The organism is Fibrobacter sp., from assembly GCA_024399065.1.
In the GTDB taxonomy this organism is placed as follows: domain Bacteria; phylum Fibrobacterota; class Fibrobacteria; order Fibrobacterales; family Fibrobacteraceae; genus Fibrobacter.
The window spans coordinates 18,976-45,433 of sequence record JAKSIB010000022.1 but is presented as its reverse complement, the minus strand read 5'-3'; the positions used below and the strand labels follow the sequence as shown (position 1 = coordinate 45,433).

Below are 26,458 nucleotides of genomic sequence, written 5' to 3'. Positions count from 1 at the left end.
TGTTAAGAGTTGTGGGTTACGGGCTTGAGTTTCTGGGTGATGCGTCCGATTGCGCCCTGGCCCTTGCTCATGGCGTTCCAGTTGCCGACGTGAACCATCATATAGCGTGCGCGGGTGATAGCCACATTCAAGCGGTTGGGGGCGCCAATGAAACAGGTGGGAACCTGGTTGCTATAGCTAAGGAAGATGATGTCTGCTTCGTGTCCTTGGAACGAGTCTACAGAACCTGCGCTGAATTCCACGAACTTTTCGCACTTGGCAAAGATCTTCTTGCAGGACTTATTCAGTTCATCTGCCTGTTCCTTGTAGAAGGAAAGTACGGCGACTGTCCACTTGCCTTCCTTCTTGGGATTGACCTTAGTGAAATCGCGGAACTTGATTAATTCCTGTTCAATCCACTTTTGTTCCTTCTTGTTGCGGTTCTTGATATCGCAACTGCCCTTGATGTTCTCCCAATGGTTGTGATGCTTGAAACGGTGGTAGTTCCATTCGCGTTTTCCGACCATGTGTTCAGAACGCATCGCCTTTCCGTCATAAAATTCTTCAGAGGCGAGCTGTGCAATTTCCGGATCGCTGCGATGCTGGTAGGAGAGCTTGATGAGGCGCTCGTCCAACATCTTCTGGGGAATGCCACGGAAGAGAGCCAAGTCCTTGTATTCGCCAAAGCCACGAAGCAGAAGTTCCATGTAGGAAGGCAGGTAAATTTGTTCAAAGATGCGGATGCTCTTCATACAGGCTTCCTTGTCTCCGGTAGGAATCAGTGCTTCCAATTCGCTTGCGAGGCGAGCCAATGTGCTACGGTCTGCGTTGACGTCGTTATCGCGCTGTTCAAACATGCGGATCAAGCGCCATGCCACTTCATCGTGCCATTCCTTGGGCTTGTTCTCGTCGAAGCGTCCAAACAACTGTTCACGATTGTAGCGGGCAATGCTCACCCATTCCTGCATCTCGTCTTCATGAAGAACGCGGCAAGTTTGTTTATCACGTGCAAGGCGTACGGTTGTAATACGCGGTGCGATCATGGAACAATTCTTCTTGAAGGATTCATGGGAACCTACGATAATTGTTGCGTAGGGCAGGATGTCCTTATATTCCTTCTTGTCAGCATCAGCAAAAAGGACGTTGTTTTCGGTGGCATATTTCTTGTACAAGTAGGCGTCCATTTCGGATTCCTTTTCTACCAGCAAGACCGTTTGGTGATTTTTGTTTCCTGAGGCGGCCAAAAGTGTATCCGCGGCAACTGTGTATTCGCGTTCCTTGTCCTGATTATCGGGGTAGCAAATCTGGAGGTTTTCAGCCATGTCATCGTCGCTTACATAGGGCGGCAACTGCATGATATCGCCAACCACAATCCAGTGCTTGCAAAGGCAGGCTGGAACCAAGAATTCCTGGATAGTGGTCTTTGAGGATTCATCAAGAATCAGATAGTCAAAGGGAGGTTCTGTTTCGCCCTTATCGTGCATCTTTCGCATTTCTGCCAATGCTGCTCCAAAAGTGGTGCCGGCAACGATAGGTGCGTTCTCCTGAATGATTTCATAGAGAAGTTCATTATTCTTGGTATCGCAATTTTCAAGAAGTTCCTGTTGTATGGTGGAGCGTACATTTTCAGGAATACATTCCAAACGTGTCTTTAAGGCTGTAGCTTCCGTTTTCTTGAAAGGCTTTTCTACGATAAACTTCTTTGCCTCGTTACTGATCTTGTCGCTGTCTTCGTTTCCATAGCGTTTGACGCAGACGAGGTCCAGGTGCTCCTTCAGTTTTTCCAGAATGTTATCAATGGCTACATTGGTGGAGGCTACCAGTAGAACGCGCTTGCCGCGTTTTACCAACTGAATAATCAATTCCACTACAGAGGTTGTTTTCCCGGATCCGGGAGGGCCCACCTTGATAGTAAAATCAGTGGTGGACAGGGCATTGCATACAAAAGCACGCTGTTCGCTGTTTCCCGGGCGGTTATTGTCTTTCAAAATGACGTAATCTTTTTCGGGGATTTCTTTGACCTTGAAGGAAGGGAGATTCAATTCGGTAGTCTGCATCAGGCTGGAAAGAGCTTTCGGAATAACTGTAGGCAAAGCGAAATACTGATTAAAGTTCTCAACTTCGGCTTGGGTTTCTTTGCTAAGATTTCCTTTATGGCCGCTGATGTGTTCCATCACGGCGATTTCGGCAGCAATCTGGATGGTACTTGGAGGAATGCAAAGCAAATGGCCGTCCTTGATTTTGTCGGCAACCCAGATGTAGTATGTTTTTTCCTTTGTGTATTTATCGATTTGTGTGAAGACGTGTTTAATTTCAATGCGGTTGTCGGGGGTGAGTTTTGTACGAGGTACTTCGCTTTCAGGCACCTGGTAACAGGCACAATTCTTTTTAGCGCAGTTCATGATATTGAAGGCGATATCATCGAACTTTGCGTTGGTACGGGGTGTTTCAATGAGCTGGTACTTATATCCTTTTTCATCCTTGGAGATGAATTCAACGGCAGCGAGTCCGCTTTGGGATCCGTTTAAACGGAGAAGGATTCCTTTATCAAGGGCGTGAAGGTAATTTTTTGTGGTACACATGGTTTATTTCCTTTTTAAAGGGTGAGGTAGTGATCGTAATGCTTGTGATCCATTAGTCGGAGGATGGATGTGTTTCCAATCTTCACTAGTCGAAAACATTGTGTGATGCGATAGGAAAGAAGATTGTGTTTCCTTTTGGTTTTTCTCCACTTGAATGGCTTGCGGACAATGTCCCGTGCTTTTTGATAAATTTTGTCTGGAACGTTTCCCTCGGTTACGATCTCGTAATTTGGTGTTGTTGTCATAATTGACTCCTTTTTTGAAATGGGTTGATTTGGTGTTATATTTGAAAAAGGCCCAAATGCCGGTGATGTCAATCTGCTGCACAAACTCGGTGGTTTGGCAAATGAGGGTGTGTCGCTACTGCGTGATTTTTTTTGTCTAAGCGGCTCAGCCGCTTACGTTTACAGATTTAGATTTGCGTTCTAAGACAAATCGGGACAAGTTTCTTGTAGCCTGAAAAGTGGCGATTTTGACTCAAAAAGGCCAAAAAGTGTGAAATTTAGTGGAATGAATGCATGATGGACTCTTTGCTTGAAGTGATGTCCATAAACAAAAAAAATCCCCCGAGAAATGCTCGGGGGAAAATGGCTGAGTTTTTTAACGGGATAATCGGACTATTTTCCGGAATAAATCTTGTCTAATTTGCATGGGTGGGTATGGAGTATGTTGTTTTTTAGTGAATATGTTCGCATAGTAGAGATATTTTTCTTTGCGGTGTTCCCAGTGTTCCTTGAATTCCGATTTAATATACTTGCACAGCAATTCGACACAAGGTGTCCATCCTAGTTCTATGGCGTACATGATGCTGTCATAAGGTTTCAATTCCTGTGGGTAATCCTGAGGTTCCTCTGCGTTTAGGCAAGGATTGAAATGATTCGCGATGAGCAGCTTTATGATGCTTAAAAGATCCTGTTCATAAATAAGTTGACAGGAACTTTCAAAATTATATTCAGGCATGGTCAATTCTGAAAATAATAGGCATCCTTCGTTTACTTTTCGGGCAGATTCGTATTCTGGATTGTTTATGAGTTCTTTGTAAGTGGATTTTATTTTACGAAATGGATCAAGGTTTGGATCACGTTGAATCCCGTTTCTATACATAAAAACATTACTATATAAACCCAGTGCGGCCTCAAAATAATTTTCATTTTTGTTCTTAAATACGTCAATGCCAAAACCGTTTAGAATTTTTTCAACAACTTGAACATCTCCAATACGTGCGATTGCTGCATAAAGAATATCTTTATCATTAAAGAATGTTAATTGTTCAGGAATTCTTTTTGATTCTACATATTTTGAAATGACTAAATCAAAAATCTCGCGTCCTTTTTTTAGTTCTTCGGCATGAACCTGGTGATACTCTTTAAGTGAACTAATGGTTTTCTTACCCCCAGGAAAAATGAAGTTGACAATTCGCTCATCATACATGTGTTCTCCAGAATGGGGAAATATTTCAGATCGCCAAAATCCGATTGGTAAATTAATCATCATATTGTGAATAGACCAATACAATGCGTTTTTATGGTCGTTCTTTGTCTTAGTAACATCACCACCTTTAGATAGGATATCCTTGAAACTATGTACATCATTTATTTGTGCCGCAATTTCAATGGCATAGCCAGAAATATTCCCGAAGGTAATCTCTTTTTGGTTTAGTTTTGCATCATCATATTTTAAGTCAAGGGATAGTTCCCTCTTGTTATAAAAAGAACTGGGTAGGAATACATTTTGAAATAAAACATTTGATGTTTTCTTAAGGCTGTTTAGATCATCGCTATTTGAAAAATCAAAATTTTGCAGATTCTTTAGATCAAAAGGATCAAGGTCAAAGTTGACTAGGTAAGAGTAATTACATAAGCGGGTATATAGTTTTGAGGCGGAAGACTTTAATTTTCCAATAGAATCCTCCATGGCAATGTGTGCAACGAATGGTGCCATATTGTTAAACCATAGGGATGGAGTTTTATCAATGAAACCAAGTCCCCCTGAACCTACGTAGAAAAAAATATCGGATATAATTTTCCCGAGCTCTATGGCTTCATCATTTTTTTCTTGATAAACGGCGTGACGGTATTCTGCAAAAAGTAAAACTGGATAATCTGTAGGCGGTACATTCTTTTTTAGGAAAGAAATTTCCTGAATAATTTCCTCTTTGGTATTTTCCCCTTTAGGACCATCTATTTTTTCATTCAATTTATTAAGTTGATCTGTATAAGGACTTTCATCTCTTCGCAAGGGATTTCGGGGATCATAATCTCTAAAAATTTTTTCGTCAAAGGGAAAGTCTTTTTCGCATTTAGAATAAAACCAGTTAATTAAAAAGCCTCTCTTGTCAACTGTTTCCTCGCTAGAATTTACATCCCTTAAAAAGGATATAATTGATTTGATTTTGATAGAGTTGAAGGAATTGTTGGAAAATTTTTTCCAGTTTTGATAGTTCTTTTTATTCGCTTCATCTGTGAGGTGGTGCAAAATTTTTTCATCATCAAGGCAATTCAAATAGATGAAGAAATCTTTCCCTGTTTCGGAGTTAGGAACATTGTCTATCCATGAAATATTAGTGGTAGATTCCCTAAAACCAAAGGCTTTACAAAAGAAAAAGCGGAACCATTGACGAATGTATGAATTCTTGGTAGAACCCATGACCATTTGTTTATTGATTGCTTTGATATACCAACTAATAATCTGATCTACGGATGCTGTATTATTTCCAAGATCAAAACACTCAATGTATTTTTTGATTGTATCCTTATTTACGATTGTACGGTGAGTCTTTGATCGGGAACCATCTCTTACTTTGTTGTAAATATCCTCATAATCGGACCGGTTAATATCATCCCTTAACGTGAAGAAGTCGTCAAAGGCAAGTGCGAATTCTTCAATAGTAGGATAGCGCTCCTCCAGTTTTAGGGGATCGTTAAGGAATTCGTCATAGGTCAAGGTTTGCATTGTTTTTTGAAATTTCTGCTATAAAGTGTTTACATTTCTACCTTATTCAATTATATTAACAAAAAAGGAGAAAATAATGAAGAAGTTTTTTGCAATGGCTATTTTATGTGCAACCGCTGCTTATGCTTGGATTCCTGGTGTTTGTGATGTTGGGGATGCGAAGAAGGATGGCTTCGGTAAGGCCTATGATTATATGATTATGAAGGAGCTGGTGGAAGGGTATTCTCAAAACATCCCTGTTTCCGGATACAATGATAGGGTGACGTGGAGTGCTTGCTATGTGGGGGCATTGGCATGCTATTTCGGCAAGGATCCTGAAAAGCTGGAAAAGGCATCTAGCGATGAATTAGAAAAGGCTCGTGAGAAGGCTACGAAATTAGCCAACAAGTGCTTTGAGAAAAGTAAGTAATGGCGAAAGCTTCTGAAAATTCAGAACTGAAAGGAGAGTTCAATGAACTTGTCAAGAAAATTGACGAGTTCATTGCTGATTATGGCGACTTGGATATGGAAAGCCGCTCTCGAAAGCAAGAGGGCTTTACCATTCTTGTTAGAAAATATGTTAAGGAGCGTTGCCATTCCGATTCCAAAGTCAATAGAAATGAAAGAGAATCGTTGGTGACTGATCAAGACAAAACGGTTGAACGATTCAAGAAATATCGAATTCGTTGTTCCGAAAATTCTATAGCACAACTGAAGGATTTCTATTCCTTCCTATTAACGTTAAAAGGGCAGGTCGTGCCTGCCCAAAAATTGCTGCCTGCAGATAATCATCCATTAAAGTCTTCTGCACTAGTCCGAATGCTTCGTAAGGTATCTCAGGAAATGGATAAGAATATCGCGGACGTAGAAAAGAAACGATAGTCCTTACTGAGGGTTTTGTGTCTGGTCGTCAGGTTGATATTCCTGATGTTCAGCATCATCAGTTTCGCAGCACTTTGAAATTTCAGATGCAATTCGTTTCAGTTCTGAAACGTGACCAGGAATGCTTGCAATCTTTTTTTGTTCCACAGCTAATAATTCATCGTAATGGTTGGCAATCTTTCTTTGCTCTATAGCCAAAAGTTCATCGTAATGTAAACGGACGACTTCGACTTTTTTATCAAAATTTTTTTTGAGATCAAGATACTTTATAACATAAGTTATCAAGGCAATCGTCAATCCAATAATAATGACCGTGGTAAAGATATTCTCTAGAGTAAATTCCGAGGGAACAAAGAAGGATATTGTTTCGCGGCTCATATTTGCAAATGTTCCAATGTTTGGTTCTTTGCATAATGATAGAAATTTATTTCCCTATGCCACCATCAGATTGGTAATTGTATCCCTTTGAAGATTGGTGAAAATGGGTAGCTGACAAGACGATAGGCTATCTCATTGACCTTATAGACGTTTACGGGTTTTGGGCTGCTTTCGCGATTGATGATTTGGCGAGCAACATGGAAATGGTCAATGAGTGCTTCGAACATAATAACCCTCGAATAAAAAAATGGGCGGGACGTATATTTAAAGATCTCAAATAGGAACGTCCTTTGCCCTACATTCTCTTATCGCGGGTGAGAAATTATTTGTAAAACAAAAAAAGAAAAAAGTGGTTTGTGGATTTGAACACGCCATGTTTTGTTAAATTTGTCTCATGTCCGAAAAATTCCGCAATATTTATCTTGATGCTTTCTTGACGTTCTTCAAGATCGGCTTGTTTACTATTGGCGGGGGCTACGCCATGATTCCGCTGATTGAATCGGAAATCATCGAGAAGAAGAAGTGGGTAGGCAAGGAAGAATTTCTGGACCTGATGGCCATTGCACAGAGCTGCCCGGGGATTTTTGCGGTGAACATCGCCATCTTTATCGGGTATCGCCTGAGGCGTGTGAAGGGGGCGCTTGTGAGCTGCATCGGGACCGCGCTCCCATCCTTCATCATCATTTTGCTGATTGCGCTTTTCTTCCATCAGTTTAAGGACAACCAGATGGTGGCCGCGGCGTTCCGCGGAATTCGCCCTGCCGTGGTGGCATTGATTGCGGTGCCCACCTTTAACCTAGCGAAGAAAGCGAAGCTGAATCGCTTTACCTTCTGGATTCCTATTGCAAGCGCTCTGTTAATTTGGTTTTTGGGCGTGTCCCCGATTTTGATTATTTTGGCTGCTGGCGTTGGCGGCTACCTTGTGGGCCGTTTCAAAAGGAAAGATGCATAATGAATACATGTGCATTTTTCCTCATACCTGTAGCCTGTAACCTGGAGCCTAATTCATGATTTTCCTCCAGCTGTTCTATACGTTCTTCCAGATTGGCCTTTTCGGATTTGGCGGCGGCTATGGCATGCTTTCGCTGATCCAGCGCGAGGTGGTTTATAATCACAGTTGGATGAGCGCTGCCGACTTTACGGACATTGTGGCTATTAGCCAGATGACGCCGGGCCCCATCGGAATCAACTCTGCGACTTTTGCGGGATACACGGCTTTGCAGAATTCTGGGGCAGAGCCCTGGGTTTGCGTTTTGGGAAGTTGCGTTGCCACCTTCTCCGTGGTGCTGCCCTCCCTGATTTTGATGCTCCTCATTAGCCGCTTCTTTATGAAGCACATGAACCATCCTGCAGTGCAATCCGTTTTCAAGGGTTTGCGCCCCACGGTAGTAGGACTTTTACTTGCGGCTACCTTGATGCTTATGACCGCCGAAAACTTCGGAAATCCTTTCACGGAACTTTTTGGAAAGCCCATGGGTGGCGATCCCAATGACACTTTCCATTTCGCAGTGAGCATTTCGCTGTTTGTTTTGACTTTTGTCCTGACCAAGGGCTTTACGGTTGGACCTTTTAAAATTAAAATTAGTCCTATCAAAATGATTGTGGTTGCGGCCGCCATTGGCTGCGTCTTATTATAAGAGGAAACAATGACAACTCCTAAAGTAAAATCTTTCCCCAAGAAGCAAATCATCATTTGGATCGTGGCTCTCGTCGTTGGCGCCCTTCTGGGCCTCATCAAGTGCGAAGGTCTCACCAACCTGATCAACTTCATCGCTTCTGTCTACACTCGCCTTTTCCAGTTTGTGGCGGTTCCCACCATCGCTCTCGCTTTGATGACCACCCTTTCTGCTCTCGGTGTCAAGAAGAACACTGGCCGCATTTTTGGCCGCACTATCATTTACACCCTCCTTACCACTTTCGCTGCCGCTGCAGTTGGCCTGATTCTTTACCTGATCATTGCTCCGGGTAACTTGCCCATGGATGTGGTGAGCGGCGCCGCTGGCGACGTGCCTCAGAACCTGAGTGCCATGAGCTACTATGACCACTTCTTGAGCGTGGTGCCCAACAATATGGTGCAGCCGTTCTTGAGTGGTAACGTTCTCGGTATCTTGATGGTTGCTGCCGCTGTTGGCCTTGGCCTTGCTTTCATGCCGGATTCTGAAAACAAGTCCGCTTTGCTGAAGGTGATTCTTGGTCTTCGTGAACTCCTCTTCACTTTGATTCGCGCTCTCGTTTGGGCTTTGCCTCTTGGCGTTGTTGCCTTTGCTGCTCAGCTTTCCGCTCAGGTGAATGCTGGCGTGGTTGTGGGTTCCTTGGGTAAGTACCTCGCTGTGGTGATGGGCGGTAACGTTCTTCAGTTCTGCATTGTGCTTCCGCTGTTCCTCTTGGCTCGCGGCCTCAACCCGCTCCATGTTCTGAAGAAGATGAGCCCCGCTGTGATGATGGCTTTCTTCACCAAGAGCTCCGCTGCTACTCTTCCTGTGACTATGCAGTCTGCCGAAGACAACCTGAAGGTGAATCCTGAAGTGTCCCGCTTTGTGCTCCCCATCTGCACCACCATCAACATGAACGGTTGCGCAGCCTTCATTCTGGTGACCAGCCTCTTTGTGATGCAGAATAGCGGCATCGAGCTTTCCATCGGCACCATGCTCATGTGGGTTCTGATTTCCGTGGTTAGCGCTGTGGGTAACGCAGGCGTGCCTATGGGCTGCTACTTCCTGACCCTTTCCCTCATGGTGGGCATGAACGCAAACATCGGCGTTATGGGCGTGATCCTTCCGCTGTACGCAATCATCGATATGATCGAGACTGCAGAAAACGTCTGGTCTGATTCCTGCGTCTGCGCCATGACCAATAAGGACCTGGAAAAGTCCGCTAAGTAATTGAAACGATTGCGACGAAATGTCGCTGCAAAACACCTCCGCGGAAAATCAATTCGCAAAAAATTAAAACTCGCCGGTTTTGCCGACGAGTTTTTTTTGTATAAAACGAGGCTGGAATCCTGTAACGGGAGGAATTGTTTGGGGAGGGCACTTGGTGGGGGACGCTTCATTAAATACAATAGTCCATGAAATTGGACATTCGTTTGGACTTACAGATTTGTTTATTGCAGATGACGATCTTTCTTATCCTAGCAATTATGCACGATATGTAAAAGACCTGGAAAATCCTATTGACGCGATTCCTTCTTTTGCTTTTGATGAAACCAATTTGATGGGATGGAAAGATGATTCTGGTTATAGGCTTCGTTATAGACCATTGTTTGTTGTTGAAACGGGATCCAATGATAGGTGTTATTTGGGGAAGGATTCTGAAGGAAATAAGGTTTATGGTATAGAAAATCAATGGGATTGTATCCGCTCAAGTAGTGCTTGTTTTATAAAAAAATGTATAGTTGAAGATAAGGGAAAGTAGGTATTTTATTATAAAAAGGGTTTTAAATATGAAAATGAAAATTTTTTTAGTATTTATTGCATCTGTTGCGTTTGCGGCAAATACGCATTTGTATGAGGTTAATGGGGCTGAAACAAGTGGTGCTAATCGGACTAAAGGGCCAAAGGCTTTGTTTGAAAAAACATCTAATCCCTTATCTAGGAAAACTGCTGAAAATAATATATATACAGCACAAGACTCCATCAGCGTTCCGCTGAAAGATTCTGTTGCTTGGCTCGAGATGGAGAAAAACACAGATTACACCATCTGTGTTGATGGCAGCGATAAGGGACTTTGGAAGGTCAAGGACTTCTCTTACGAAAAAGTGGGCGACTGCATTCAACTGAATTCCGGCAACTACGTGAAAAACGGGAAAATCCAGTACGTGACTCAAATCGGCCATGTGGTTACGTTCAATCTCCTTGTCGGGATGAAATATATTGACTTGACTGCAAAGAAACATAGTCTAGGAACGGAAACTGTGTTTGAAGCGCCATATGATAGTAAGGGTAGACGTCTTTATCGAGATCCTATAAGGTCCGAGGAAATGAATAAAATTCTTGCGGTAGATAAGTATAAGGTGACTGAATGTGAATTTGTTCAAATGTTGTGGGATTCCATTCCTGCACAAGCAAATGAAATGTTGAGCGATAACAAGAATTTTTGGATAGAAAAGAAAAAAATGATGCGAAAGGGGGAAACTTGCTATGCTCATGATTCGGCCGCTGTTCGTGTCGATTTTTATTATGCAATGGCTTATGCGAACCTTCGTAGTTTACGGGACGGCTTTAAACCTGTCTATTCTCTTGTGATTGCCGAAAAGAGATTTTACAGTTTTAGGGAAGATGGCTCGTTTGGGGTGCGAAATGAAAGGTTTTCTGTTGTTGATAGGTTTTCTGTAGGGTCTGTTCATGTGAATGTCGATAAAGAAGCGGATGGCTATCGCTTGCCGTATTATGATGAGTGGATGGCTCTTGCGAGTGCTTATACGGGACGCTTAGATGATGCGTCTCTTAAGGATGATTCTTCAAGAACCGCTTCAATTGCATGGTTTGGCGTAGTTGATAGCAATGATGTTTGGACGAAACTTGATAAGAATAAATATGATGATCGGATGTCTTTAGAACACTCTTGCTGTCAATGGCGGCAGAAATCTCGCCCTGTTGGATTGTTAAAGCCCAATGGTTATGGATTATATGATATTTTTGGACTTGTTTGCGAGAGAACCATGTTGCCTGGCAAAAGTATTTTCAATGGGGAAACTTCTATATGCAAGGGTGGTTCCTTAACGTCGCCTCGTGAAGATATAAACAAGTATACCCGTTGTGGTGATGATGGCGTTAACTACAAGCCTTTCCAAGGCTTGCGTTTAGTGAGAGAAATTAAGTAATTGTAATGGCCGAACTTTGTTCGGCTTTTCTATTATATTTGAAACAAGGTAACTTCTTTGATTATGAAATGCAGGGCTTTAAATATTATTTGGGTGTTTTGAAATTGTTCTCATCCCTAATGCTGGTGAAGATACGGAAAAGAATGTAATAGTTGTTGCTGCCCGAAATAAATCAGGATTATGTCCAAAAGAACTTGTCCTTGATTCCGCATTAATCTTCGAATTCGAAAATAAAGCTCGCCGGTTCGCCGATGAGTTTTTTAATTACTTCTTGCAAACCTTGTTATAGACTGCGATTTGTCGCTGGATGATGCCATCCCAGGTGAAGCAATCGTTGATGCGTTTGCGGGCACCGGAGAGAAGGTTTGCGACGAGGGCGGGGTCGCAGGCCAAACGCTTGTAGGCGTCTGCCAAGGCCTCGGGATTTTTTTCGGGAACAAGCAGGCCGCTTACGTTGTCTACAACCACGTCGGGGATGCCGCCAACGTTACTTGCCACGATGGGTAAATTCAATTCCATGGCTTCGATCAGAACAACGCCCAGACCTTCGGTATCGCCCTTGCTATCCACGATGGCAGGCAGCGTAAAGACGTTGGCGGTGCGGTATTCGTTTTCAAGTTCTGCAGGAGAAAGCTTTCCTGTGAAGATGATATCGCAGGGATTGATGCTAGATCCTTCGCTTTGCTCAGGATGACACTCAGTATGCTGTACATCCCTCGAGCCTCGAACCTCGCGCCTGGAGCCTAATTCCTTCGCCTGCTTCTTCAATTCTTCGGTCAGGTCACCGACGCCGACGATGCGAATTTCAAACTTGTCCTTGGGCAGGTACTTGGCGGCTTCAATCAGGTAGCAGATGCCCTTGCGTTCAATGTGACGGCCTACGAAGAGAATCTTGAACTTGCCATTTACGGGATGCGCGGCACCGTTCATACCCGAAGCGTCGGCGCTTTCCTCGCACCTGGGGCCTGGAGCCTCGCTTCCTAATGTAGTTCCATAGGGGCTCCATTCCACTTCTACGTTACGGAGAGCCTTGATCTTGCTGGCGGTAAAGCTGGAGTTTGCAAATACAGCCTGTGCCTGACTGATGGCGAACTTCAGGAATGGCTTCACCCATTTCTTCTTGCGAATCAGCAGCAGTTCTGCACCGTGGAAATTCAGGACCAACGGAATGCGGAAAAGCTTTGCGGCGCCCAATGCAATGAACGCATGGGGGAAGGGCCAGTGGGCGTGAATCACGTCGGGCTTCCACTTGCGGCAAAGGGAGAGGCAACGGAAGAAACCGCTGATGATGTAGGGAATTGCCAAAAGCTGCAACCAGGGCTTGCTTGCCATCTTGCTGGGGGCGCCTTCCTCGTGGGTCAGCATTTCCCAATCCTTCGGAGCATAGCGGAAACGATTGACAGGCACGCCATCGATTTCGTGGCTCTTCAGGCCTTTGTAAGTGGGAGCCAGAACTTGAACGTCCACACCGGCGTTACGCAAGTGTGCGACAGAGGCGCGAAGCCAAGGCACTTCTGCGTCTTCATGAAAACGCGGATACACGGACCCGATAACTAAAACTTTTTGAACCATAAGTTACAAGGCGGTAGAACCGTCGACAGAAATTTTTACAAAGCTGCGGCAGTGTTTGCTGCAGTATTGGCGGCATTACCCATTGCATTATCAGCAGGTGCTGCAGGATCTTGGATACATGCCGGATAGACAATGGGGCGGACTGCGCCTTCCAAAACCTTCTTGGCCAAGTCGAAACCTTGGCTAGAGGACATCTGTTCAATACGTCCCTTCACACGGTTCCAGCCTTCGATCTTGGAGTCCAGCAAAAGCATGCCGATGCCGGATTCATGTTCCAGGAAGCCGATAATATCGCTGCCACGGTTGCTCTTGTGGAGGGAGGCTAGGAACATTTCCCAGAAGGTATTGTTGCTTTCTTCGTTTTCCAGCTGCTTTTTCACATTTTCGAAGTCAAATTCAATGTAGACAAAGGAGCTATGGTCCTCATCGCTGCGGATGATTTCCTCTTGGCAACGACGTTCAAATATTTCTTCTGTGTAGATAGAAATATCATACTTGTGTTTTCCAATCAAATTAAAAAGCAAGTCTTTCATCAGTGGGTAGAATTTAGACTATTTTTTAACCATGCAACGATTGTTGAAATTGAAAAAAGTCCTTAAGAACAGTGTTTTTGCCGCCGCCGTTGAAAATTTCAAGGGAATCAAGGCTGCAACCGCCAAATGTCGTGCTTTGACCGAAGCTGAAATCCAGGTGCTTGTCAAAAATGGCAACCGCTCCGAATCCTGGGCCAAGGTCATGGTGGATCCCGATTTCGATCCGACCCGCATTCACGGCTCCACTTTTGCAGGCGAAGTTTACCTGCCCCGCTTCTTTGGTACTTTACTTTTGCCGGGCGACATTTCCTACCCGACCGGTATCTACGATAGTTTTGTCCATAACTGCATTATCGAAAATGCTTTGATTTACCGTGTGGCCATGTTGTCCAACGAACTGATTCGCGTGGGTGCCGTTGTGGAAAATGTGGGCTCCCTGGTGAGCAGTGGTAAGATCAACTACATGATTGGAACTTCCATGAGCGTGGGTAACGAAATGGGCGGCCGTCGCCTGTTGGTGTTCCCCGAAATTTCTACCGACCTGGTGGACGCCCAGTTGTTCCATAAACCCGAGGCCGAGGTGGCCAAGGCTTTTGCTGAACAGTTGCAGGCTTATCGCGACGAAACCGCCTTGCCTTTCGGCGTGGTGGGAAAGGGTGCTGTCATTTCCAACACCAACATCATTCGCAATAGCTGGATTGGAGCCCATGCCCGCATCGAAGGTGCGGCCAAGATCCGCAACTCCGTGATTCTCAGTTCCCTCGAAGAATCCAGCCACATTTATGATTCTGTGATTCTTGAAAACTCCGACGTGCAGATGGGCGTTACCGTCCATACGGGTGCCGAGGTTCAGGGATCTATTTTGATGAACCGTACCAAGGTGGCCTGCAAGGCCATCGTGAAGTCTTCGATTATTGCACCGTGCTGCCATATTGAAGAAGGTGAAGTCAACAGTTCTTATATGGGCCCCATGACCCAGATGCATCACCATTCTCTCTTGATTGCCGCTTTGTGGCCTGAAGGCTGCGGTAATCTTGGCTATGGAGCCAACGTAGGTAGTAACCACACCGGTCGTATGCCGGACCAGGAAGTGATGCCGGGACAGGGCTTGTTCTTTGGCCTTGGTGTGAACATCAAGTTCCCGGCCAACTACCGTGAAGCTCCGTTCACCTTGATTGCTAGTGGCGTAACCACTTTGCCCCAGCGTCTCAAGTTCCCCTTCTCCCTGATTCGTCCGGGTGATCCGCAACTGAACGGTGTTCCTGCCAAGTTGAACGAAATTGTTCCAGGCTGGAACTATGCCCGCAACGCCTACGCCTTGGATCGCAACGCCTACAAGTATTCCATTCGCGGTAAGGGTGTTGTGCCCGCTACTTTCTGCAGTATCTTTAATGCTGAAACAGTGCGTGCCGTTTTTGACGCTTACTGCCGTTTGCAGGTGGCCACCATCCGTGACGTCTATACCAAGGAACACATCGATGGCCTTGGTGAAAACTTCCTCCGCGAACGTGTGCGCCAGCAGGCCTTGCATACTTACGCCGAGTATATGGAACGCTACGTTCTTGAAACCATCATCACTTTGGTGGTGAACGACAGCAGCTTGCAGAACCAGCCGGTGAAGGAACTTCGTCGCATGATCACTACGGAATCCAACAAGGATATTGTCCGTGTGGTTCCGCTGCCGGAAACTTTTGAAGAACTCATCAAGCGTTACCGTCAGTTGGAAAAGGATTGGTTTGAAAGAGTGTCCCATGGTCTGGACAAGGACAACGAACGCGGTCGCGAAATCTTCGACGATTACGACGATGCTCATCCGGTGGACAAGGGCTTTACGGAATGGGAAAAGACCCGCGTGGAAGAAAAGCTCCGCCGTCTCAGTTCCATCGTGAAGCTTTCCAAGCCGGAACTTTAAGCGCTGCAGGACTAACGTGATTTGGCTTATCACCTTGCTGATTATGGAAGTGATTCTCCGCATTGTGCTGGAGATTCGTGAACGCCGTGCCACTCAGATGCCTGGCGGATTTCTTGCAATCCTTCGTGTGATTCCGTTGGTAAACGACTTTTTCCCTCTCCCGGAAAACCGTAAGGAACCTGAGGTGGGCAAGTTTGTTTCCGCCCACGAAGAAGGCCACAAGAAGTTGCACCATGCGGCTCTTCGCAACTTGGTGAAGGTCATTATGCTTCTGCTTTCGCTAGGTGTTATCGCCTTGGTGATTGGCCGTTACGGAATGCCTTTCTGGGTCGCTATTCTTTGGCTTCATCTTGTCGCCATTCCCGGTCGCGTCATTTTCCACACCTATTGCTGGGGCCAGGAATTTGAAGCGGATCAGTATGCCTTTGAGCATGTGGAAAAGAATATCGCCAAGAATGCGCTGCGCAACTTGGTGGAATGCGAAATTCCCTACACTCCCATATTCGCCTTGATTTACCGTGAGCATCCCACTGCGGCTCTCCGCCGTAAAAAGCTGTTGGGCAAATAGCTTGTTTATCGTTGTTTACCTCCAATGTCATTGCGAGGAGCGGAGCGACGTGGCAATCTAATAGAATGTATTTTCAGAGTTTAAATTTGTATATGGCGCATTTCATGCGCTATACATTCGGCTCGGCAATGTCCAAGTAAACTTGGCCACTGCTCTCGCCTTTTTTGATATTGCATGCTTCGCATGCATATACTTCGGCTCGGCAATGCCAAAAACATATATGTTTTTGTCGCTGCTCTCGCCTTTTTGTATATTCTCTCCTGTATGAATAAGTTTTTTTCTCGCTTGTGTGTTTTGGCTGCCGTTTGTGCGCTGCCGGCATTTGCCTTTGACGTAAGTGTCAAGGCTAACGTAGATAACGCTCAGGTTTTTATCGGCGACATGTTCAATTATGAAATCGCCGTGACCGCACCCGAAAATGCCATTGTGGACTTGCCCAGTTTTGTGGGTAACCTTGGCAGTTTCGAAGTCAAGGAAATGAAGAATGAACGCGTTACTGAAGGTATGCCCAAGGGTACCGCAAAGTTCACTTGGCAGGCAACTCTCAATACTTTTGTCAGTGGCGACTTCATGATTGCTCCGCAGCAGATTGTGGCCATTGTGGACAAGGATACCGTCAAGACAAGTACCGACCCGGTTGCCGTGAAGGTTGCAAACCGCACCACCGGCGAAGAAGATGATATTCTCGATGTTGAAGAACCTATGGCCGATCCCCGTCTGCCTCAGTGGCTGATTATTGCCCTGTGTGTCTTGGGTGGTGTTGTGCTGGTTCTTCTGGGCTGGCTCCTGCACAAGAAATTCCGTAAGCCGGGTGAAGCCCCGCGCTTGCCTCCTTATGAGGAAGCGGTGCTGGCACTTAAGGATTTGCGCGTCCGCAATTACCTTGCCGAAGGCAATCAAGGCGACTACTTCATGTCCATGGGTTTCATCACCCGCCGTTATATCCAGCGTCGTTTTGATGTTGAAATCCTGGATGCTACCGTTGCAGAACTGAAGCAGCGTATGGCTCACGTTACTGGCCTCCCGCAGGCTTACAAGGAATCTGTGGTGACGCTGGCGGTAGAAACGGAACCTGTCAAGTTCGCCAAGATGAAGCTGGACGGTGAACGCTGCCGCTTCTGGGACGAATGGGCTGATCGCCTTCTTGAAGATACCAAGCCTACTCCAGAGGAGAAGGCTGCCGAGAAGGAAGCTCTTAAAGCTGCTGTAGACGCAGTCAAGAAAGAACGCAAGAAAAAATAATCTGCTTTTATCGCGGGTATAAAAAACGGGTCGGCGCCGAAGGGCCGACCCATTTCTATTGTTGCAGTGCCCGTAGGCCCGCGTTCCGGTTTACATCCGGTCTATGTCAATAATATACGGCTCCAAGTGCCTGCGGTCAAGACCCGGACCGCTAAATCACTATTCCAATGTGGAACTTTGGAGACTTTTTTGAACAAAAAAAATTGAAATATTCTCAAAAACAACTATTCTGCGTAAGTTTTTTGTACTTTTTGAGGACAAAGGAGGAAATATGAAAAAGGCATTTTCAATTTTCGCAGTATCCCTTGCTGCTCTATCTCAGGCGGCTTTTGCCGAGTCATCCAATAGTTTGTTCCTTAAGGGCAGTGCTGGCGCTGCATATAATTCTGTTGAAGGTAAGATGTCCGCTTATGGCGGCAAGGTCAGTGCTGATAACGCTGCAGCATCCTTTGGCATAGACGCAGGTATGAGTTTCTCCCACCGTGTTCAAGCTTATCTTGGTGCCGACATTTCTGTTGGTGGTGGCGATATGGATCTCGATATTGGCACAAAGGATGTAGACTACTTTGCAACTGGTTTCCACATTGGTTGCATGGGCTTTCCTTTCGATCAGGCATCTGCATTGAAGGGCGCTTTCGTTGGCGTTGAATTTGGTGCAGATGAATATGAAGTGGGAACTTCCAAGATCAACTACCTTGACGACGAATGGCGCCTTAACATGGGTCTTAAAGTTGGTCACACCTGGTCTATTACCAAAATCATTGATCTTGGTGTAGAAGCCACCTTTGATTATCATATGTATCCGTTTGATGATGACTCTTTCCTGCGTGGTTCTTTGAGAGACATGAGCGGCTATACCATTGGCCTCAATTTTGTTGCCATGCATAAGTAAGCAAAAAAACAGAGCGTAACATTAACCAATAAAAAAGCGTAACTACCTTGAGTAGCTACGCTTTAATTTTTTGTCTTCCAGAACCGTCATTCTGGAGGGCTGTTGGCCCGATAGAATCAGGTTATGCTTTCTTTCTCTTGGGCGAGACAGCGATGAAGATCAGTACGCTGACCAGGAGGAGGAAGGGATAGAACATGTAGGGAATGATGTCGAAGGCGCTGACGTTTACGGCTTCGGCACCGTTGGCTACTGCGGCGGCGCTTGCGGTAGCGATGGCAGAAAGTGCCACCAGCATCTGTGCGCCATAGGGGAGCAGGCCTTGCACGATACATCCGAAAATATCCAGGAGGGAAGCGGTCTTCTGCGGGGAGATTCTGTATTCGTCGCCCATCTGCTTTGCGATGGGAGCTGCCATGACGATAGCCACGGTGTTGTTTGCGGTAGCCACGTCCATAGCGCTTACCAAGAGGCCTACGCCCAGCTGACCGCTCTTGTGGCCTTTAAAGACCTTGTGGATGAAATCCAGAAGCGCAGCGAAACCGCCGTGAATGCGGATGAGGCCGCAGAGAGCGCTTACGAGAACGGCCACCATGATGGTTTCGTACATTCCGGAAATACCGTTGCCGATGTGTCCCAGAAGTCCGACGAAATCAAGTTCACCGCTCCCTACCATGATGATGGCTGCGGCGACAATGCCCACCAGCAATACGGTAAAAACGTTAATGCCGGTGAGTGCGAGAACCAGTACCAACACGTAGGGGATGAGCTGCACCAGATTGTAATCGGCAGCAACGACTTCGTGGGCGTCTGTGGCGAAGGAAATCAATGCGATGATTATTACCGCGGCGATGGCTGCGGGAAGGGCAATTCCGAAGTTCACGCGGAACTTGTCCTTCATGGCGCAGCCCTGTGTGGAGGTGGCTGCGATTGTCGTATCGGAAATGAACGAAAGGTTGTCGCCGAACATGGCGCCGCCAATAACGGAAGCGACGCAGAAAGGAATGCCGAATCCTGCGGCGCCTGCAACTTCAATGGCGATGGGCGAAACCACCGCGATGGTACCTACGGAAGTTCCCATGGCGGTAGAGACGAAGGCGGCCACGACAAACAAGACGACAACTGCAAACTGCGCCGGGATGAAATCCAGCAAGAGGTAGGCGGCAGCGCTTGCACTTGAACGCCCCAGGATTCCCGCGAAGATGCCTGCGCAGAGGAATACCAGAATCATGAGGAAGATGTTGCGGTCGCCGATGGCGCCTGCCATCACGTTCATCTTCTTGTCGAAATTCAGTTTGCGATTCTGGATGCAAGCGACGAAGATGGCCACCAGGAATGCTGCCACAATGGGAATGTTGTAGAACCCCATGGGAATCTTCAGGACGTATTCAAAGGAAATGCCCATGCCCAGGTAAAGCACCAGGAATACGGCGATGGGGAGGAGGGCCTTGGGATTGCCCTTGATGTGGTCAAGATTTTCGAGAGAGATATTTTCGTTCTTCATAAGCTAAAAGATAATAAGGACTTTGCGAAAGATTTTGAGTTAAACTTCGATTTCCATGCCGGTATGCATTTGTTCTGCGCGGTCGCCAAGAACGTCTTTTAGAATTTCAAAGGCGCGCGTTCCGGTGCAGTGGCCTGTGTAAATTTTCTGGACGTTCAGTTCGTAAAGTCGTTCGGCGAAGGCGCGGACTTTTTCGTCGGGAGATTTGAACAAATGAAATCCGCCCAGCATTGCATAAATGTTTTTGCCGGGAAAGGCGGCCATCACTTCCTTGATGATATTGTCTGCGCCGCCATGGCTGCAACTGTTCATGATGAACAGACCCTTGGGTGTATCGAATACCAGACTTTGTTCGTGGTCATAACTGTCGGGGCGGAACTTTCCATTTTCCTTGACAAACTGCCCTACGGATTTTCCGATGGCGGCGCGTCCTGCAGCGTTTAAAACCGCGTCGGAATGGCCTACCAGAAATACACCTGGCAAAATTTCTACGGGACTGCCGGCGGAGTTTGCGGAACCGCCCACAAATTCAATGCGGTGACTGTAGCGCTCGAGCCATCCGCGGTGTATGCCTATGTACTTATGGCGGGTAAAGAATTTCAGAAACTTGCGGGTGCTGTAGCAGTTTTCGCTGGCGCCTTCCCGCAAATAAAATTTGGCGCGGCCGTTCGCCTTGAAAAAAGCTTCCAGGCCGTCGGCGTGATCAAAGTGGGCGTGACTCAAAACGCCGCATTCCACTTTCGTCAAATCCACTCCCATAGCGTCAGCATTTTTTGTGAATTGAGCGGAAGCCCCTGTGTCCAATAGAATCTTGTGACCATTAAAATCGATGTGAGCGGCAAGCCCCCATTCCGGGCACAACTTTACCTTACTGCCTTCGCAGTTACAAACTTCACCCTCGATGTTATCAATAAGAATTTGGACTTTCATTGTTTTATCCAAAGATAACCATCACGATTACACCACACAGCAGGCTAGGAATTAGGCCCAGTCCCATGCCAATCATGGATTGTACAAAATGATATTTCTTTTGATGGTATTCCTTGTCCATGTCCTCTGTTCCCGGCAAGCGAATTCTCTTCATGTTTGCGAATAGAACCCAGTCCAAAAAGAAACAGTCATACCAGTCAATTACAAACCAGATTCCGTAACCCAGTAAAAAGGCTGAGGTAAAATCTCTGGCGCCCACAAGTACAACGAGGCCTGTTAGCAAGGCTAGGGCAAATAAAATAGCGCATCCCTTCTTTAAGGCCACGGTGGGGGTGAACAGTTCGGTGGGAACGCGTTCGTGGTTTTCGAAATATTTTTCTTGAATATCCTTGGGATAGTCATGAATCCACCAAAGTGGATTTTTGCACAGGGGAATTATGATCATGCAGGTGAATGCAATGGTCATGACTATAATCTCGATGATGTAAATAACCCAATTGATATCCATAAAATTCCTTTAGCAAGATTTCTTTCTTAAGCTTGCGAGTGCGAAGATCAATGAAATAGCAATACCGATGTGAGGCATGTAATCGGGGGTGCTGACTTTTGCAGTAGATAAAATGGCGGGGACCAGGCCGAAGAGGCCGCCGAGGCAAACCCCTGCGTACCACAAGTTCTTCTTGATGGCGAATTTCTTGTGGGCGATGATAGCTACAGCCAAAGGAGCCACAATACCTGGGGTATAAACGGAATATGCCATCGTCAGGAGTGCAATGATATCCTTACCGCCTAGGGCGAGAATCATGGCAATTATACCGATGATAACAACAAGAATCCTCACCACTGCAATACGCTTCGTGCCGAGAATGTCACTGCCGAAAATTGCCGCGGAGTTAATCAAGCAGGTGTCCGCAGACGACAGCAATGCGGAAAGCAAGCCCACGGAAAGCAATGCCGCAAGCGGCAGCGGCAAAACATTTGAAGCTAAGCGGAATAGAGGGTTTACACCTTCCGCGGGAGCATAGGCGTGTGCCCACATCCCGAGATAAACGATGATGACGCTGAAAATGAGAATGGCGAAGCTTCCGACGATTACCGCCTTCTTTGCTGCGGAGGCGTTTTTTGCCACAAGGTTTCTGGAAATCACGTCGGGCCCGAGGAAGTATGCGCCGCCCACGGTGAACAGCATCATGGCTAAATCTGCGATACCGAATTTTTCATTCAGCAGGGAAAAATCTCCGAGGCTTGCGACGGTGCTGGCAGCATTCTCCGCGGCGGTCTCTATCAAAGTAGCCTCATTCCCAGCCACCATGCAGTAAATTGCGGCTGCCGCAAACCCTACTGTCAAAATTCCAAATTGCAGCGCATCTGTTCTCACCACAGAAAGTTGCCCGCCAAGCAAAGTGTAAACGATGACGATGGCGGCGGTAATCACTACGGACATGGTTCCTGCATCATGGCCGAGAACGAGCCCGATGAATCCTGCCACGGCAGCAAACTGTGCCGCGATAATTCCGATCCATGAAACTGCAATAATGAAGCCCACCAGCTTGCGGCCCACTTTGCCCACAGTCTTTTCTGCAAGTTCCGGGAGCGTGCGCACATCAAGATCGTGGATGGGTTTACTCAGGAATGCTGCCTGGAACCAGAAGCCGATAGCGCCAACGCCCAACCACCAGAATGCGGCAAAGCCTATGTTTTCAGCACGGGCTGCGATGCCCACTGTTGCAGACGCCCCGAGAACAGTGGCCATTAGGCTCATGAACACGAAGGGCGCAGTCTGCTTACGGCCTGCCACCACATAGTCGTCAAAGTTCTTCACCTTGAACCAGTCCCTGACGCAAATAAATCCAAGGACCAGAAAGTAAATCAAAAGTAGTTTCATTGCGACAAAAATAGCTTAATAAATAGATCTTTATTCCTATATACGATTCAATGGTGATACATATAGAATTATGAAATTTAAATTTTTGTTATAAACTTTGATTTTTAGGTGATTTTTGTTGAATATCGTATCATAAAAATCATATATTCATTGAATATGAGAGATATTGTAGAATATCAGGACTACCGCAGTTATATGCGAGACTTCTTTGAGGAAAGGAAAAGGACTTCGGACTTTTCGTGGAGAGCTTTCTCAAGGTTGGCTGGATTTGCGTCGCCGTCTTATCTACGCCTTGTTTGTGAGGGAAAAACTCGCCTGAGTATGGTGGGGGTTAGCAAGGTAGTAGAGGCAATGGGTCTGACCGGCTTTCGAGTCATATACTTCGAAACGCTGGTCAGGCTTTGCGACGAAGCTGATGAAACAAAGAAGTTGAAGCTTCAGGAAAAGCTGCGTGAAATTATCAAGGAAAACCAAGTCCGCGTAGTAGATTCCGACGCGCTGGAATATTATGAAAAATGGTGGAACCCGGTCATTCGCGAACTGGCCCCGCAAATGCCCCACGCAAAACCCCTGGACATCGCTAAACGTTTCTATCCTGAAATTACGGCAGCAGACGTTCGCAACTCCATGAATTTTTTGGTTCATGCAGGTTTTTTGCAGAAGGTCGAAGAGGGCGTTTATAGGCAAACTGAAAAAGGAATTGTGGGCTCTAGCAAGGCAATTCCCATGGCGATTCGCGGAATGCATTATCAGATGGGTAAGTTGGCCGTTGATGCTATCAAGGAACTTCCTTCCACGGAACGTTTCGCTAATGGAATCACCATGGGTGTTTCCCGCAAAACATACGAGCGCATTACCCAAGAAATGGAAGACTTCCGCAAGAAGCTTTTAAGCATCATCGCAGATGACGAAAACTGCGAGCAAGTCTATCGAATGAATTTACAGTTATTTCCTATTACAAAATAGGGGTTAGGAGGAACTTATGAACAAAAAACTGCACGCCGTGCTAACGGCAACACCATTCTTCTTGATAGGATGTGGACCTCAGGGAATAGATCCAGGCACAGGCATAAATCCTGGTGATGATTTTGCTGACGGCTACACTACAGAAGCGAATGGTTTGTTGGCCGCTGACTTGTCGGATATTCCTATGAACTGGAAATATACTTCGGGTCTTCCGCAAGTAACGACCGGTTTCGAAAACAATTCTGAAACTGCAGGTCTTTGGCAGTTGCCCGAATCCTCAGAACAAGTCAAGATTTCCTGGGGTATTGGTGGCGAAAAAGATGCTGATATTGAAACCGCATTAAAGAAGTGCGGTGGCGTTTGCGGAACGTTTGAAGTTCCTAAGAACTATTCCGGTACTGTAGTCAATGGCGCTTTCTTCAACATTGTGGGTAATGATGAAAATGGAAAGGTCGTTGCAGCAGATGTTTCTGAATGGGGTGGCATTTGCATTGTCTATGAATCTGATCACGATGGAAGTATCAGCCTTGTTTCTGATGAACTGGTAAACGGGAACGTTGCTGGCTATCAGCCTGCAGCCAAGTTACCAAAGGCTTCTTCTGCCGTTGGTAGGTGCTTTAACTGGTCTCATTTCAGTCAGGGCAACCTTGTTGCCAAGAAGACACGAATTGCTGCTAATACTGGCGAAGATTTCACCAAGAACTTGGCTAGAGTGCAGGTCAATTTCAATGTGTCGAATGGTGATAACGTCGGTACCTTCAATATCAAGGCTATCGCCTCCTACATTGATCCGGACGCGACTTCTCCCAAGTCTTCTTCTTCCGTAACATCCTCAAGTTCCTCTGAAACGCAGGTTTCTGCAATTGATGGACTGAATGGTCGCCTTATGCGCTGGGTTGGCGCTGACGGGGATTATCATGTGGAGACAGGCCTTGACGTAGGTACTAATACTTCTGGTTACTGGTTCTCGTATTCAGATGATAGTGATGGTGGTAAATCTAAGATTGAATGGCCGGTTAAACTGGGTAATGATCTTTATGAAAAAGCTATTGACCCAGTTGTCGACTACTGTGGTGGTTTGTGCGGAACCTATATCTTGGATAGGGGAACCTTCACGTATGACCCGTATGTAGGTGTGGGTTTCAATGTGGGTGGCGAAGATGACTCAGGATTTCTCGCTGTTGTTGATGCATCCGCATGGAATGGCGTTTGCGTGGCCTATACCTCTGATTCTCCAATAAAAGTTGAAATGAGTCTAGGTGATGCTGTAAATGCCGAAATCGGTTATGATTTCCCTTACGTGACTATGCCGAAATCTGAAACGGCTGTTGCCAAGTGCTATAAATGGTCCCAGTTCAGTAGTGGTTGGGGTGCCAATTCCGGCACCACTGCTGCCGAGAAACTTGTGGCCTTGCATTTTAAAATCCAGAGTAAAACTGGAACCACGGGTGCGTTCAACATCTTAGGTGTTTCCTCCAATGAACTTACCGACGGCACTCCTGTGAAATCCAGTTCTTCCACGGCAAGCTCCAGTTCAACTACTATTGTTTCTGGTCACGTAATTGGTACAGGGTGCAATGATTCTATGACGGGCACCATGATGAAATGGTGTGGCGATGAAGAAACTTCCCGAATTGAAACGGGGCATGATGTTGGAACGGAAACTTCCGGCTACTGGTATGTATTCGGTGATGATGCTGATGGTGGAGCATCTCAAATTACATGGCCGCTAGAACTGGGCAACGACTATTCCATGAGTCAATTGGATCCGGTTATTGAATATTGTGTAGGTCTGTGTGGAACTTACTATCTAGACAAGGGCACTCTAGACTATAATCCGTTTATGGGTGTGGGTTTCAATATCGGTGGTGAAGATGCTGAATCTGGCATTTCTGTCGCTGTAGATGTATCCAGTTGGGGTGGCGTTTGTGTGACTTATGCTGCGGATAACGCCATGACCATTGAAATGGGCCTGGGTGATATTGTTGACGAGGAACTTGGTCAGGATCTTCCGTTTGTATCTTTGCCGAAGTCTCCAAATGGAGCAACAAAGTGCTTTAACTGGTCTCAGTTCAAACAGGCTGGTTTCGGCGCAAGCAGAATTTCCGGTGAAGAAGCCGCAGCAAAGCTTGTAGCTGTGAGGTTCAAGATCCAGGGTGCTTCTGGACTTGCTGGCAACTTCAACATCATGGCCGTTTCTTCCGTGAATTAAGTGATATTTGTCTTTTTGCTAAACTGACATTATAAAGCTTGCAACCCTATGGCTGCGAGCTTTTTTTGTACAAAAAATAACCTACGTCTATTGACGTTTTTTAAATAGTAGTTTATATTGTAGGTTATGAAAAGCGAAGAACAAATCAAGGCGCAAATCGAGTCTCTGCCTAAAGGCTCTATCACCAAAAAGTGTATCCAGGGCAAGGATCGATATTACTTGCAATGGCGAGAAGGCGACAAGGTAAAGAGCCGCTATGTAAAGGTTGCGGAATTGCCTGAGCTTGCTGCCCAGATTGAGCAGCGCAAGGCCCTGCAGCAGGAGTTGCTTGATTTGCAGATTACTACTGCCGAGAACTTGATTGCGGGTTCTTCCGTCAAGGTGGCCGCCGAACCTGCCGCCGACTACCAGGCCACTGTAAAGGTGGATGCCGAAGTGGCGAAGGGCGCCGAGCGCGTATTTGAATCCCTTGGTTTTGACTTGGCCACAGGTGTCAACATGTTCCTGCGACAGGTGGTCCGCGAACAGCGCTACCCCTATGCCCTTGATTTAAAAAAGTCAAAGTGGCCGAGATCGGCAAATCTGGCTGGTGCGCCGAAGTTGCACCGTAAAGCGAGAGGTGGCAAGTAGATTTCGCAAAAGCCGCCATGGCGAATGCCAAGTGCTTTGAC

23 protein-coding genes are annotated in these 26,458 nt (G+C 46.3%); 14 read left to right on the top strand and 9 right to left on the bottom strand.

Annotation, left to right across the window (positions count from 1 at the left end; translation table 11 throughout):
• Positions 1-2: 2 nt before the first annotated feature.
• Positions 3-2,561, bottom strand: coding sequence for a DEAD/DEAH box helicase (locus MJZ25_11080; GenBank protein MCQ2124717.1), 2,559 nt, complete (start codon positions 2,559-2,561; stop codon positions 3-5).
• Between the two features lie 600 nt (positions 2,562-3,161).
• The gene (locus MJZ25_11075; GenBank protein MCQ2124716.1) at positions 3,162-5,513 is read right to left on the bottom strand and encodes a hypothetical protein; all 2,352 of its coding nucleotides are present in this window, start codon (positions 5,511-5,513) and stop codon (positions 3,162-3,164) included.
• Positions 5,514-5,589: 76 nt separating this feature from the next.
• Here MJZ25_11075 and MJZ25_11070 point away from each other — a divergent pair, with 76 nt between their 5' ends.
• Positions 5,590-5,922 (top strand): hypothetical protein, encoded by a 333-nt coding sequence (locus MJZ25_11070; protein MCQ2124715.1) that lies wholly within the window; start codon positions 5,590-5,592, stop codon positions 5,920-5,922.
• Entirely contained in the window at positions 5,922-6,374 is a 453-nt protein-coding gene (locus tag MJZ25_11065) for a hypothetical protein (GenBank protein ID MCQ2124714.1), read from the top strand. The genes MJZ25_11070 and MJZ25_11065 overlap by 1 nt, the downstream gene beginning before the upstream one ends.
• A 3-nt stretch (positions 6,375-6,377) precedes the next feature.
• Here MJZ25_11065 and MJZ25_11060 read toward each other — a convergent pair whose 3' ends face one another.
• Positions 6,378-6,752, bottom strand: a complete 375-nt coding sequence (locus MJZ25_11060; protein ID MCQ2124713.1) for a hypothetical protein — start codon at positions 6,750-6,752, stop codon at positions 6,378-6,380.
• A gap of 394 nt (positions 6,753-7,146) precedes the next feature.
• On the opposite strand from MJZ25_11060, the gene MJZ25_11055 reads away from it, so the two are divergent.
• The 5 genes from MJZ25_11055 (at position 7,147) to MJZ25_11035 (ending at position 11,574) form a co-directional block, all read left to right on the top strand.
• Positions 7,147-7,704, top strand: coding sequence for a chromate transporter (locus MJZ25_11055; protein MCQ2124712.1), 558 nt, complete (start codon positions 7,147-7,149; stop codon positions 7,702-7,704).
• A 55-nt stretch (positions 7,705-7,759) separates the two neighbouring features.
• A complete protein-coding gene (locus MJZ25_11050; protein ID MCQ2124711.1) occupies positions 7,760-8,389 on the top strand; it encodes a chromate transporter in 630 nt (209 codons plus the stop codon).
• Between the two features lie 9 nt (positions 8,390-8,398).
• Positions 8,399-9,634: a dicarboxylate/amino acid:cation symporter gene (locus MJZ25_11045; GenBank protein MCQ2124710.1), complete on the top strand. Its 1,236-nt coding sequence runs from the start codon at positions 8,399-8,401 to the stop codon at positions 9,632-9,634.
• Between the two features lie 151 nt (positions 9,635-9,785).
• On the top strand, positions 9,786-10,166 hold the full coding sequence (locus MJZ25_11040; protein MCQ2124709.1) for a hypothetical protein: 381 nt from the start codon (positions 9,786-9,788) through the stop codon (positions 10,164-10,166).
• Between the two features lie 28 nt (positions 10,167-10,194).
• The gene (locus MJZ25_11035; GenBank protein MCQ2124708.1) at positions 10,195-11,574 is read left to right on the top strand and encodes a formylglycine-generating enzyme family protein; all 1,380 of its coding nucleotides are present in this window, start codon (positions 10,195-10,197) and stop codon (positions 11,572-11,574) included.
• Positions 11,575-11,838: 264 nt separating this feature from the next.
• Here the strand turns inward: MJZ25_11035 and MJZ25_11030 are convergent, their stop codons facing one another.
• Both MJZ25_11030 and MJZ25_11025 read right to left on the bottom strand, forming a co-directional pair.
• Complete coding sequence (locus tag MJZ25_11030) at positions 11,839-13,146, bottom strand: glycosyltransferase (GenBank protein MCQ2124707.1); 1,308 nt, start codon at positions 13,144-13,146, stop codon at positions 11,839-11,841.
• Positions 13,147-13,181: 35 nt separating this feature from the next.
• Entirely contained in the window at positions 13,182-13,679 is a 498-nt protein-coding gene (locus MJZ25_11025; protein MCQ2124706.1) for a hypothetical protein, read from the bottom strand.
• A gap of 31 nt (positions 13,680-13,710) precedes the next feature.
• Between MJZ25_11025 and MJZ25_11020 the strand changes: the two genes are divergently transcribed.
• The 4 genes from MJZ25_11020 (at position 13,711) to MJZ25_11005 (ending at position 18,293) form a co-directional block, all read left to right on the top strand.
• Entirely contained in the window at positions 13,711-15,591 is a 1,881-nt protein-coding gene (locus MJZ25_11020; GenBank protein ID MCQ2124705.1) for a DUF4954 family protein, read from the top strand.
• A gap of 16 nt (positions 15,592-15,607) precedes the next feature.
• Complete coding sequence (locus MJZ25_11015) at positions 15,608-16,159, top strand: M48 family metallopeptidase (GenBank protein MCQ2124704.1); 552 nt, start codon at positions 15,608-15,610, stop codon at positions 16,157-16,159.
• A 264-nt stretch (positions 16,160-16,423) separates the two neighbouring features.
• Positions 16,424-17,401 (top strand): hypothetical protein, encoded by a 978-nt coding sequence (locus MJZ25_11010; protein MCQ2124703.1) that lies wholly within the window; start codon positions 16,424-16,426, stop codon positions 17,399-17,401.
• Between the two features lie 271 nt (positions 17,402-17,672).
• The gene (locus MJZ25_11005) at positions 17,673-18,293 is read left to right on the top strand and encodes a hypothetical protein (GenBank protein ID MCQ2124702.1); all 621 of its coding nucleotides are present in this window, start codon (positions 17,673-17,675) and stop codon (positions 18,291-18,293) included.
• A gap of 121 nt (positions 18,294-18,414) precedes the next feature.
• On the opposite strand, the gene MJZ25_11000 is transcribed toward MJZ25_11005, so the two are convergent.
• From MJZ25_11000 to MJZ25_10985, 4 genes are read right to left on the bottom strand one after another with little or no spacing between them, the layout of a single operon-like run.
• Positions 18,415-19,794 carry a Na+/H+ antiporter NhaC family protein gene (locus MJZ25_11000; GenBank protein MCQ2124701.1) on the bottom strand — a complete coding sequence of 460 codons (1,380 nt, stop codon included), beginning with the start codon at positions 19,792-19,794 and terminating at the stop codon, positions 18,415-18,417.
• A gap of 39 nt (positions 19,795-19,833) precedes the next feature.
• Complete coding sequence (locus tag MJZ25_10995; protein ID MCQ2124700.1) at positions 19,834-20,724, bottom strand: MBL fold metallo-hydrolase; 891 nt, start codon at positions 20,722-20,724, stop codon at positions 19,834-19,836.
• A 4-nt stretch (positions 20,725-20,728) separates the two neighbouring features.
• Positions 20,729-21,232, bottom strand: coding sequence for a hypothetical protein (locus tag MJZ25_10990; GenBank protein MCQ2124699.1), 504 nt, complete (start codon positions 21,230-21,232; stop codon positions 20,729-20,731).
• A gap of 9 nt (positions 21,233-21,241) precedes the next feature.
• Positions 21,242-22,609, bottom strand: a complete 1,368-nt coding sequence (locus tag MJZ25_10985) for a sodium:solute symporter (protein MCQ2124698.1) — start codon at positions 22,607-22,609, stop codon at positions 21,242-21,244.
• Between the two features lie 156 nt (positions 22,610-22,765).
• Here MJZ25_10985 and MJZ25_10980 point away from each other — a divergent pair, with 156 nt between their 5' ends.
• From MJZ25_10980 to MJZ25_10970, 3 genes are all read left to right on the top strand, one after another.
• The gene (locus MJZ25_10980; GenBank protein ID MCQ2124697.1) at positions 22,766-23,575 is read left to right on the top strand and encodes a TIGR02147 family protein; all 810 of its coding nucleotides are present in this window, start codon (positions 22,766-22,768) and stop codon (positions 23,573-23,575) included.
• Between the two features lie 16 nt (positions 23,576-23,591).
• Complete coding sequence (locus tag MJZ25_10975; protein MCQ2124696.1) at positions 23,592-25,787, top strand: hypothetical protein; 2,196 nt, start codon at positions 23,592-23,594, stop codon at positions 25,785-25,787.
• Positions 25,788-25,913: 126 nt separating this feature from the next.
• Entirely contained in the window at positions 25,914-26,417 is a 504-nt protein-coding gene (locus MJZ25_10970; protein ID MCQ2124695.1) for a hypothetical protein, read from the top strand.
• The last annotated feature ends 41 nt before the right edge of the window (positions 26,418-26,458 follow it).